At 68.9% G+C, this 8,974-nt stretch carries 10 protein-coding genes; 4 read left to right on the top strand and 6 right to left on the bottom strand.

Features of this window, described 5'->3' with window-relative positions; translation table 11 throughout:
* The first annotated feature begins 138 nt into the window (after window positions 1–138).
* The 3 genes from AC31A1_RS40395 to AC31A1_RS40385 all read left to right on the top strand — a co-directional run bounded on the left by AC31A1_RS40395 (window position 139) and on the right by AC31A1_RS40385 (window position 3,143).
* Window positions 139–1,086, top strand: a complete 948-nt coding sequence (locus AC31A1_RS40395) for a CbrC family protein (RefSeq protein ID WP_489658065.1) — start codon at window positions 139–141, stop codon at window positions 1,084–1,086.
* Window positions 1,087–1,201: 115 nt separating this feature from the next.
* A complete protein-coding gene (gene coaA, locus AC31A1_RS40390) occupies window positions 1,202–2,170 on the top strand; it encodes a type I pantothenate kinase (protein WP_489658064.1) in 969 nt (322 codons plus the stop codon).
* Window positions 2,171–2,201: 31 nt separating this feature from the next.
* The gene (locus tag AC31A1_RS40385) at window positions 2,202–3,143 is read left to right on the top strand and encodes a DUF389 domain-containing protein (RefSeq protein WP_489658063.1); all 942 of its coding nucleotides are present in this window, start codon (window positions 2,202–2,204) and stop codon (window positions 3,141–3,143) included.
* Window positions 3,144–3,181: 38 nt separating this feature from the next.
* Here the strand turns inward: AC31A1_RS40385 and glmM are convergent, their stop codons facing one another.
* The 3 genes from glmM to rplM form a co-directional block, all read right to left on the bottom strand.
* Window positions 3,182–4,540 carry a phosphoglucosamine mutase gene (gene glmM, locus AC31A1_RS40380; protein ID WP_489658062.1) on the bottom strand — a complete coding sequence of 453 codons (1,359 nt, stop codon included), beginning with the start codon at window positions 4,538–4,540 and terminating at the stop codon, window positions 3,182–3,184.
* A 193-nt stretch (window positions 4,541–4,733) separates the two neighbouring features.
* On the bottom strand, window positions 4,734–5,261 hold the full coding sequence (gene rpsI, locus AC31A1_RS40375; RefSeq protein WP_328831012.1) for a 30S ribosomal protein S9: 528 nt from the start codon (window positions 5,259–5,261) through the stop codon (window positions 4,734–4,736).
* 46 nt (window positions 5,262–5,307) lie between these two features.
* Complete coding sequence (gene rplM / locus AC31A1_RS40370) at window positions 5,308–5,751, bottom strand: 50S ribosomal protein L13 (RefSeq protein WP_013001400.1); 444 nt, start codon at window positions 5,749–5,751, stop codon at window positions 5,308–5,310.
* A gap of 347 nt (window positions 5,752–6,098) precedes the next feature.
* On the opposite strand from rplM, the gene AC31A1_RS40365 reads away from it, so the two are divergent.
* Window positions 6,099–6,974, top strand: coding sequence for a hypothetical protein (locus tag AC31A1_RS40365; protein WP_489658061.1), 876 nt, complete (start codon window positions 6,099–6,101; stop codon window positions 6,972–6,974).
* 52 nt (window positions 6,975–7,026) lie between these two features.
* Here the strand turns inward: AC31A1_RS40365 and truA are convergent, their stop codons facing one another.
* The 3 genes from truA to AC31A1_RS40350 form a co-directional block, all read right to left on the bottom strand.
* On the bottom strand, window positions 7,027–7,872 hold the full coding sequence (truA, locus tag AC31A1_RS40360; RefSeq protein ID WP_489658060.1) for a tRNA pseudouridine(38-40) synthase TruA: 846 nt from the start codon (window positions 7,870–7,872) through the stop codon (window positions 7,027–7,029).
* Window positions 7,873–8,024: 152 nt separating this feature from the next.
* The gene (gene rplQ / locus AC31A1_RS40355) at window positions 8,025–8,525 is read right to left on the bottom strand and encodes a 50S ribosomal protein L17 (RefSeq protein ID WP_489658059.1); all 501 of its coding nucleotides are present in this window, start codon (window positions 8,523–8,525) and stop codon (window positions 8,025–8,027) included.
* An 83-nt stretch (window positions 8,526–8,608) separates the two neighbouring features.
* Window positions 8,609–8,974 (bottom strand): DNA-directed RNA polymerase subunit alpha C-terminal domain-containing protein (locus tag AC31A1_RS40350; RefSeq protein ID WP_409085514.1); only part of this gene is annotated, 366 nt, incomplete at its 5' end.

The following is an 8,974-nucleotide window of genomic DNA, read 5'->3' as shown; positions in this document are numbered from 1 at the left end:
GTCGGGTGGGGCGTAGTGCCTTTCGCGCACACCCGCGCCCCACGCCCGCCCTGGAAACCAGGCGCTGGCCGCGCGGGTGTGCGCGAAAGGCACTACGCCCCACCCGACTCAGGAAACGCGACGAAGTGAGCTGACGACGTGAGCTACAGCCTGTACGTGTGCCGGTTCGCCGGCGGAGAACCCACCCCGATGGACGAGACCGCGATACGCGACGTACTCGACCCCGTCACCGTGGGTGGCACGGCGGCCGCCGGTTCCCCGGAATTCCGGGAACTCGAAGCCGAGGACGGTGGAACGGCGGACGTCCACGGTGGCGCCTGCGGGCTCACGTTCCACCGTCTCTCCCCCGGCCGCGTCCTCGACCTCGTCGCCGAACTCGCCCGCCGGACCGGCGCGGTGGTCGTCCCGGGCGACGGTCCGGCGATCGTGACGGACGAGGCCCACCGGCAGCACCTCCCAGAAGGCTTCCGGGCGGAAGCGATCGTGGTCCCGGCTCGGGCCCTGACCGGGCAGGCAATCTCCCTGGCCATCGCCCCGCAGCCGGAACCGCGCCGGCGCCCGGTCCTTCCGCGGTTCCCGTACCACCCGAACCCGGTGGCCACCGGTTCCGTGACCCCCTCCGACGAGCCCTGCGTGTGCTGCGGGCAGGAACGCGGCTGGGTGTACACCGGTCCCGTCTACGCCGCCGACGCCCCGGACGCCGGTATCTGCCCGTACTGCGTCGCCTTCGGAACCGCCGCCGAACGCTACGACGCCTGCTTCGCCGACACCGTCGAGGGCGACGTGTCCTGGGACGTCCTCATGGAAATCCTCGAACGCACACCAGGGTTCACCGCCTGGCAGTCCCCGCACTGGCTGACGCACTGCGGCGACGGCGCCGCCTTCCTCGGCCCCGCCGGGACCAAGGAGCTCACGGCGTATCCGGACGCCGTCGACCACCTCCGCCGGCAGTGCGCCGCGTGGACGTGGCCGCCCGGCCAGGCCGAGGACTTCCTCGGCTCGCTCGACAAGGACGGCGGGCCGACCGCGTACCTCTTCCGGTGCCGGGTCTGCGAGACCCACCTCGCCTACGCGGACTTCACCTGACCGCGCCCGAAGCGACCTGCCCGACGAGGCCCCGCCCCACCCCACGTGACGCACCCCACCCACCACCCCGTTCAAACTCCGTTAACAATGGACTGTGATCTCTCCGGTCTCCCCGATGCCCCGGAGCGCCCACCGGCACAAGCCGGAGGCGACTCCCTACGTCGACCTCACCCGAGCCGAGTGGAGCGCGCTGCGCGACAAGACGCCGCTGCCGCTCACCGCCGAGGAGGTCGAGAAGCTGCGCGGCCTGGGCGATGTCATCGACCTCGACGAGGTGCGTGACATCTACCTCCCGCTGTCCAGACTCCTCAACCTCTACGTCGGCGCCACGGACGGCCTGAGAAACGCGCTGAACACCTTCCTGGGCGAGCAGGGCTCCCAGTCCGGCACCCCGTTCGTCATAGGCGTCGCGGGCTCCGTGGCCGTAGGGAAGTCGACCGTCGCGCGCCTCCTCCAGGCGCTGCTCTCCCGCTGGCCCGAACACCCCCGCGTCGAGCTGGTCACCACCGACGGGTTCCTGCTGCCCACCCGGGAGCTGGAGGCTCGCGGGCTCATGTCCCGCAAGGGCTTCCCCGAGTCGTACGACCGCCGCGCGCTCACCCGCTTCGTCGCCGACATCAAGGCCGGCAAGGACGAGGTCACCGCACCCGTCTACTCCCACCTCATCTACGACATCGTCCCTGACCAGCGGCTCACGGTCCGCCGGCCCGACATCCTGATCGTCGAGGGGCTCAACGTGCTCCAGCCCGCGCTCCCCGGCAATGACGGCCGTACCCGCGTCGGGCTCGCCGACTACTTCGACTTCAGCGTGTACGTCGACGCGAGCGCCGAGGACATCGAGCGCTGGTATCTGAACCGGTTCCGCAAGCTGCGCGCCACCGCGTTCCAGAACCCCGACTCGTACTTCCGCAAGTACACCCAGGTCTCCGAGGACGAGGCCGTCGACTACGCCCGCACCCTCTGGCGCACCATCAACAAGCCCAACCTGGTGGAGAACATCGCCCCCACCCGGGGCCGCGCCACCCTCGTCATCCGCAAGGGCACCGACCACAAGGTGCGGCGGCTGAGCCTGCGCAAGCTGTAGCCCCGTAACGGGCGCCTGTTAGAAAGGCGTCATGCTGCATCTGCGCCTCATCAGCCCCGCCGACAAGACCGACGCCGTGGTCCGACTGATCGAGAAGACGGTCGGTACCACGCATCTCGTCGTCATGACCGGCGCCGCCCGCAACCCCGTCGGCGATGTCGTCATGTGCGATGTCGCCCGCGAGGCCGGTGACGAACTCATCGGCGGGCTACGGGAGTTGGAGCTGGACCGGACCGGCTCGATCGCCGTCGAGAACATCGACCTGTCGCTGTCGGCGCGGGCCGACAAGGCCGAGGACGAAGCGCCCGGCGAAGGCGCGGACGCGGTGCTGTGGGAGCACCTGGCGGACGCGACGCACGAGGAGTCGACGCTCACCGTCACCTACGTCGCGTTCCTGGCGGTCGCCACGATGCTCGCGGCCTGCGGTGTGATGCTGGACAACGCGATCCTGATCGTGGGCGCGATGGCCGTAGGACCGGAGTTCGGGCCGCTCGCGGGGATCTCCACGGCGCTGGTGCGGAAGGCGCCGCACCTGGTGTGGCGGTCGCTGTGGGCGCTGCTGGCCGGGTTCGCGGCGGCCATGGTCCTTACGGCGGGCTTCAGTTGGCTGCTGGACACCCTCGGGCTCTTCGAGAGGTCCATGGTGGAGGCCCCGCGCCCCAACACCGCCTTCATCTGGAAGCCCGACTGGATGTCCTTCGTCGTGGCCTTCCTGGCCGGCATCGCGGGCACCCTGTCCCTGACGTCCGCCAAGTCCGGTGCCCTGATCGGCGTGGCGATCTCGGTGACGACCGTCCCGGCCGCCGCGAACGCCGCCGTCGCCTTCAGCTACCGCGACTACTCCCAGACGTGGGGCTCCACTTGGCAACTCCTGGCCAACCTGGGCGGCATCGTGCTGGCCGGCACGCTCACGCTGCTGGCCCAGAAGTGGTTCTGGGCCATGCAGCGCGAACGCACCACTCAACTCACCTGACCGGACGCCGGCTTCACGACGACATCCGCCCAAGTCACCTACCCGAGCGCCGACTTGACGGCGTCCGCCAACCGCCCCGCCACCGACCGCGCTTGATCGATGTCAGCGGCCTCGACCATCACCCGTACCAGCGGCTCGGTGCCGGACGGACGCAGCAACACCCGCCCCGTGGACCCGAGTTCACGCTCGGCCTCGGCCACCGCGGCCGCCAGGTCGGCAGACGTGCCCACCCGCGTGCGGTCCACGTCCGGCACATTGATGAGCACCTGCGGCAGCCGCGTCATCACGGACGCGAGGTCCTTGAGCGTACGACCCGTGTCGGCGACCCGCGCCGCCAGCATCAGGCCGGTCAGCGTGCCGTCGCCCGTGGTCGCGTGGTCCAGGATGATGACGTGGCCGGACTGCTCGCCGCCCAGCGCGTAGCCGTGTTCCTTCATCTCCTCCAGGACGTAGCGGTCACCGACCGCGGTCTGGATGAGCGTCAGGCCCTCGCGCTCCATGGCCAGTTTGAAGCCGAGGTTCGACATGACGGTCGCGACGACGGTGTCGGAGCGCAGTGCGGAACGCTCCCGCATCGCCAGCGCGATCACGGCCATGATCTGGTCCCCGTCGACCTCTTCACCGGTGTGGTCCACGGCCAGGCAGCGGTCGGCGTCACCGTCGTGCGCGATGCCGAAGTCGGCGCCGTGCTCGACGACGGCGGCCTTGAGCAGACCCAGGTGGGTCGAGCCGCAACCGTCGTTGATGTTCAGCCCGTTGGGGTCCGCGCCGATCGTGATGACCTCGGCGCCCGCCCGCGAGAACGCCTCCGGGGAGACCCGCGCGGCGGCGCCGTGCGCCTCGTCGAGGACGATCTTCAGCCCGTCGAGCCGGTTCGGGAGCACGCCGATGAGATGGGCGACGTACTGGTCGAATCCTTCGTTGTACTGCCGGACCCGGCCGACGCCCGAGCCGGTCGGGCGGTCCCAGGGAGCGCCGGTGCGGTGCTCGTCGTAGATCTTCTCGATCCGGTCCTCCAGCTCGTCGTCGAGCTTGTGCCCGCCGCGCGCGAGGAACTTCACGCCGTTGTCCGGCATGGCGTTGTGGCTCGCGGAGAGCATCACACCGAGGTCGGCGCCCAGCACACCGGTGAGATACGCCACCGCGGGGGTGGGCAGCACACCGACGAGCAGTACGTCCACTCCCGAACTGGCCAGGCCCGCGACCACGGCGGCCTCCAGGAACTCCCCGGACGCGCGCGGGTCCCGCCCGACCACGGCCGTTGCCCGGTGGCCCGCGAAGGTGCCCGCCTCGGCGAGTACGTGCGCCGCCGCGACGGAGAGCCCGAGGGCCATCTCGGCCGTCAGATCCACGTTGGCGACACCGCGCACGCCGTCCGTGCCGAAGAGTCGTCCCACTTGTCCTCCTGAGGAAGGCGAAAATCCTGCAAGGCGAAAGTCCTGCATCCAGGCATACGATGCCTGTTCATCCGATCACACAAGCCTTTGAGCGTCTTGTGCCGTTATACGCCCCCGGCTGTGATAAACGAACGCCCCGGCGGCACGAGTGGCGTGCCGCCGGGGCGTTCGGAGTACAGACAGCCAGCGCGATTTAGCGCTTGCTGTACTGCGGAGCCTTGCGGGCCTTCTTGAGACCGGCCTTCTTGCGCTCGACCGCACGGTCGTCGCGACGGAGGTAACCGGCCTTCTTGAGGGCGCCGCGGTTGTTGTCCACGTCGGCCTCGTTCAGCGCGCGGGCCACGCCGAGGCGCAGGGCACCGGCCTGGCCGGAGACGCCGCCACCCGAGATGCGGGCGATGACGTCGTAGCGGCCGTCCAGTTCGAGCACCTTGAAGGGCTCGTTGACTTCCTGCTGGTGGACCTTGTTCGGGAAGTAGTCCTCAAGCGTGCGCCCGTTGACCTTCCACTTGCCGGTGCCGGGCACGATGCGAACGCGCGCGATGGCGTTCTTGCGGCGGCCCAGGCCGGCGGCGGGCTGCGGGTCGCCGAAGCGGCCGGCGAGCGACTCCGACGTGTACTCACCCTCGACGGGGACGTCGGACTCGGTGGTGTAGCTCTCGATGTCGACGAGCTCGGTCTCGGTCTCTTCGACCGGCTGCTCAACGGTGGTCTCGGCCACGGTTCTCCTCAGATTCTTTTCTGTCTTAGGGGGTGTGTGGCCGGAACTACTGCGCGACCTGGGTGATCTCGAACGGCACCGGCTGCTGGGCAGCGTGCGGGTGCTGGTCGCCCGAGTAGACCTTCAGCTTGCTGATCATCTGACGGCCCAGGGTGTTCTTGGGGATCATGCCCTTGATGGCCTTCTCGACGGCCTTCTCGGGGTTCTTCGCCAGCAGCTCGTCGTAGCGGACGGAGCGCAGACCACCCGGGTAACCGGAGTGGCGGTACGCCAGCTTCTGGGTCTTCTTGTTGCCGGACAGGTGAACCTTGTCGGCGTTGATGATGATGACGAAGTCACCCATGTCCATGTGCGGGGCATAGGTCGGCTTGTGCTTGCCGCGGAGGAGGTTCGCAGCAGTGGTAGCCAGACGGCCGAGGACGATGTCCTGGGCGTCGATGACGTGCCACTGGCGAGTCACATCGCCGGGCTTGGGGCTGTACGTACGCACTTCGCAGCCTTCTTCTTCAGTGGATGGGTGCTGAGACATGGCATCACTGAAGCGATCGTGCAGCTGGGGACGACAATGGCCGGGGACGATGCCCGTATGCCGCCCACTGGTAACTGCTCCAGGGAACCTACGCAAGGGCCTCTCGCCTGAGAGCGACCAAGCCGATACGCATAACAAACCGTAAGAGTACCCGCGCCGCCCCGGACGGGTCAAAACGGGGTCGGCGCGACCGGAGTGGGCGCGGAGAGCGACGGGGAAAATACTTACCGTGACATCCCCAACGTCAGTCGCCACAGGCCTCATTGAGGCGCACCGGTACCACCGTCGCCCCGTCTAGGATGCGACCCATGAGCTTCGGACAGGGGGGACCCCAGTCCCAGTGGGATCCCTGGAAACCCAATTCGCAGCAGCCGTGGGGCGGCAGCGTCGACGACGAGACCCCGGACTGGGCCGCGCTCGCCGACCAGGCGGAGACGCGCAACAGACGCAAGCGACTGCTGCTGATAGGCGGCGGCGCGCTCGCGACGGTGGCCGTCGGGACAGCCGTGGCCATGGCCGTGATGTCGGCCAACGACGACACGAGCGCGTCGGGCAAGCCCACGAACCTGCCCGCGAGCGCCTCCGTGCCCAGCGCCGACGCCACCTCGCCGTCCTTCGCGCCCACCAGCGCGCCCCCGCCGCTGGACCCCAAGGAGTTCATCTCCAGCAAGGCGAAGGACACGGCACCGCTCAGCCCCGCGACACTCTTCCCGGGCACCCAGCTGACGGTCGCCTCGACGGTGTACAAGAAGGGCCCGACGGCCGACACCACGAACTGCGCCTCGGTCGCCTCGGGCACCCTCCCGAAGATCCTCACCGCGAACGGCTGCACCCGCCTCATGCGGGTCTCGTACGTCAAGGACAACATCGCGGTCACGGTCGGTGTGGCCCTCTTCGACACCGAGGCACAGGCGACCAAGGCCAAGGGCCAGGCGGACACCAAGAGCGCCGTCAGGTCACTGTCCGGCAAGGGCGTCAAGGCCTTCTGCGACGGCGCGATCTGCCGTACGACGACCAACGCCTACGGCCGCTACGCCTACTTCACGGTCGCCGGTTTCACCAACGGCACGGACGTGACGGCGAAGGACACCAAGGTCTTCACGATCGGCGACGACCTCGCCAAGTTCGCCTTCGACCAGATCCACGCCCGCGGCGAGGCCCAGGCTTCGGCGGCGGCGCAGTAACAAGCGGGGGGCCACCGGGAGTTGGCGCCCGGCGCGCCCACCCGGCCGGCCCTCAGTGCACAGCGCCCCGCACCCGCCGGGCCAGCAACTGCCGCTCCGCCAGCCCCTCGTCGGCCGGATAGGCGACCTCCTCCAAGGTCAGCCCGTGCGGCCGTACGACATGCACGGCGCTGTCCCGCACCCGCGCGTCCAGCACCTTCCGCGGCCACTCGGCGCCCCGGTGCCCGTCGCCGACGAACACCAACGCGCCCACCATGGACCGCACTTGGTTATGACAGAAGGCATCGGCCCGCACCTCGATCTCGACGACACCATCACCGCGCCGCCGCACCCCGAAGTCGAAAATCTCCCGAACGGTCGAAGCACCCTCACGCTTCTTCGCATAAGCGGCGAAGTCGTGTTCCCCCACAAGGGACTTGGCAGCGGCGTCCATGACGTCGACGTCCAACTCCCAGTCGTGCCACAGCACATGGTTCCGCAGCAACGGATCCACGCCCCCCGGCCGGTCCCCCACCCGGTACACATAACGCCGCCACAGGGCCGCGAACCGCGCGTTGAAGCCCTCAGGAGCCTCCGCCACGCCCCACACCCGCACATCCTTCGGCAACCGCCCCGCAAGCCGCTTCAGCAGCTTCTCCCGGTGCTCCGCCCACAACTCCCCCGGCAGATCGACATGCGCCACCTGCCCCCGGGCATGCACCCCGGCATCGGTCCGCCCGGCCACGGTCAGGTCGTACGCCGCGGCCCCCGACCGCGTCACCGTCCGCAACGCGTCCTCGACCTCCCCCTGCACAGTCCGCCGCCCTCCGGCCTGCTTGGCCCACCCGGAGAAGTTGGTCCCGTCGTAGGAGAGGTCGAGTCGTACGCGGACGAACCCGGCTTCTACGTCATCACTCACACAGAGATCCTCTCAGCAACACAAAAGCGGGCCCGTCCCAAGGAGGAACGGGCCCGCTGAAGCGCCCCTTCAGGGGCGCGGGGCTGTGCTGATTTGCGGCTACCGCCGCGCGAGCGCGACCAGCCACAGCGGACCGGCAGCCAAAAGACGACTTACGCGTCCTTCGACTCCTCGTCGGCCTCGACCTCAGCCGGCTTCGCGTCCTCAACGACCTCAACCGGGGCAGCAACCTCGGCGTCCTTCGCGGCACGCTTGGTCGCGGCCTCGGCCTCACCCGTCGCAGCCTGTGCAACAGTCAGCGCCTCGACCAGCTCGATGACAGCCATGGGCGCGTTGTCGCCACGACGGTTACCGATCTTGGTGATACGGGTGTAGCCACCGGGACGGTTCTCGTAGCGCGGGCCGATCTCGGTGAAGAGCGTGTGGACGATGCTCTTGTCCGTGATCACCTGAAGCACCTGACGGCGGTTGTGAAGGTCGCCCTTCTTGCCCTTGGTGATCAGACGCTCGGCGTACGGCCGCAGCTTGCGGGCCTTCGCCTCGGTGGTGGTGATACGGCCGTGCTCGAAGAGCGACTTCGCGAGGTTCGCGAGGAGCAGCTTCTCGTGCGCGGCACTGCCGCCCAGACGGGCACCCTTGGTGGGCTTCGGCATTTCTTTCTCCTTGGTATCTGCCCCGGCCGTATCAGGTACCGGGGTCAGGACCCGGCGAGCGGATGCTCACCGGCAACAACCGATCAGTACTGCTCGGTCTCCACGAAACCCGCGTCCACGTCGTCGTCGGCGCCGAAGGCGTCGGCAGCGGCCGTCGGGTCGAATCCGGGCGGGCTGTCCTTCAGGGCCAGGCCCATGCCGGCCAGCTTCGCCTTGACCTCGTCGATGGACTTCGCACCGAAGTTGCGGATGTCCAGGAGGTCGGCCTCGGAACGAGCCACGAGCTCACCCACGGAGTGGATGCCCTCGCGCTTGAGGCAGTTGTACGACCGAACGGTGAGCTCAAGCTCCTCGATCGGCAGGGCGAGATCAGCGGCAAGGGCGGCGTCCGTCGGGGACGGGCCCATGTCGATGCCCTCGGCGTCGATGTTCAGCTCGCGGGCGAGACC

Source organism: Streptomyces sp. P5F9, from assembly GCF_057961495.1.
Note: the sequence above shows the minus strand (reverse complement) of the source record. Positions and strands in the feature narration are given on the sequence as shown.

Bases quoted from the DNA above. Each gene is read 5' to 3' on its own strand.
- coaA (WP_489658064.1), top strand. From the start codon at position 1,202: ATGCCCCGGAGCGCCCACCGGCACAAGCCGGAGGCGACTCCCTACGTC.
- AC31A1_RS40385 (WP_489658063.1), top strand. From the start codon at position 2,202: ATGCTGCATCTGCGCCTCATCAGCCCCGCCGACAAGACCGACGCCGTG.
- AC31A1_RS40365 (WP_489658061.1), top strand. From the start codon at position 6,099: ATGAGCTTCGGACAGGGGGGACCCCAGTCCCAGTGGGATCCCTGGAAA.
- rplQ (WP_489658059.1), bottom strand. From the start codon at position 8,525: ATGCCGAAGCCCACCAAGGGTGCCCGTCTGGGCGGCAGTGCCGCGCAC.